Below are 1,231 nucleotides of genomic sequence, written 5' to 3'. Positions count from 1 at the left end.
TGAATCGCCCCCAGTATTCTAGACACTCGCCAGGCTCTGGTAATGACGCTTTTCGTACTCGACCGGTGACAGGTCACCACTCGTGCTGTGCCGGCGCTTTGGGTTATAAAACATCTCAATGTAATTGAACACGTCTTGTCTTGCAGCCTCGCGTGTTGGATAGATTTGTCGCTTGATTCGCTCCCGTTTGAGTAACTGAAAGAAGCTTTCAGCTACCGCGTTGTCATGGCAGTTTCCCCGGCGGCTCATGCTGCCCACCAGGTGATTCGCTTTCAGGAAGCTCTGCCAGTCCCCGCTACTAAACTGACTGCCTTGGTCCGAATGAACCATCACACATCCTTGCGGCTTGCGACGCCACACTGCGGCTAACAGCGCGTCCAGCGCCAAGTCAGATGTCATACGCGGCTTCATCGACCAGCCGACAACCTGACGCGAGAACAGGTCGATAACCACGGACAAATACAACCAGCCTTCGTAGGTGCGGATGTAAGTAATGTCTGTCACCCAGGCAATATTAGGCGCCGCTACATCGAACTGGCGATCCAAGTGATTGGGTGAAACTACCGCAGGCTTCCCACCGTAATGACCAGGGCGGCGGCGATAACCCGTCTGTGAGCGCAATCCCTCGCAGCGCATGAGGCGGGCTACCCTGTGCTTACCGCAAGCCTCACCCGCTTCACGAAGATCCAGATGAATTTTGCGATAGCCATACACGCCGCCGCTTTCCAGCCAAGAGTGTTTTATCTGGCCCAACAGACGCTGATCTTCCCGAGCGCGATCAGACAGCTTGTTGCGACACCATGCATAGTAACCGCTGGGGTGCACAGTCATCATTTTGCACAGGCGGCGCACGGGATATTTGTCCACTTGGCTCTGAATAAACGCGTACCTCAGTCGGACTCTCTGGCGAAGTACGCGGTGGCCTTTTTTAATATATCTCGCTCTTCTGATACGCGCTTGAGCTCGGCCTTCAATCGCCGGTTCTCAGCCTGAAGATCATCATCCTGCTGTCGCTGAGCGGTGGGCTTGGAGTAGCGCTTGAGCCATTGATACAGGCTGTGTGCCGACACGCCTAATCGAGCGGCGACCTCGGCAACGGAATGGCCTCGATCTGCCACCTGCTTGACGGCTTCGATTTTGAATTCTTCGGTGTAGCGTGGATTGCTCATTGGACCTCCTGGGTGCCTCGATTATAAGGCCTGGAGGTGTCTACGAAACTAGGGGCGATTCA

The 1,231-nt window shown here is 55.0% G+C and carries 1 protein-coding gene; it reads right to left on the bottom strand.

Going from position 1 to position 1,231, the window contains the following annotated elements; genetic code table 11:
* Nucleotides 1-18: 18 nt before the first annotated feature.
* Nucleotides 19-1,169 (bottom strand): IS3 family transposase gene (locus AC27HQ_RS16910; RefSeq protein ID WP_487157365.1). Its coding sequence is split into 2 segments (ribosomal slippage): nucleotides 19-932 and nucleotides 932-1,169, totalling 1,152 coding nucleotides; the frame shifts between segments, so codons are not numbered across the junction.
* Nucleotides 1,170-1,231: the final 62 nt, after the last annotated feature.

This window comes from Halopseudomonas sp. 4NH20-0008, from assembly GCF_057548395.1.
Note: the sequence above shows the minus strand (reverse complement) of the source record. Positions and strands in the feature narration are given on the sequence as shown.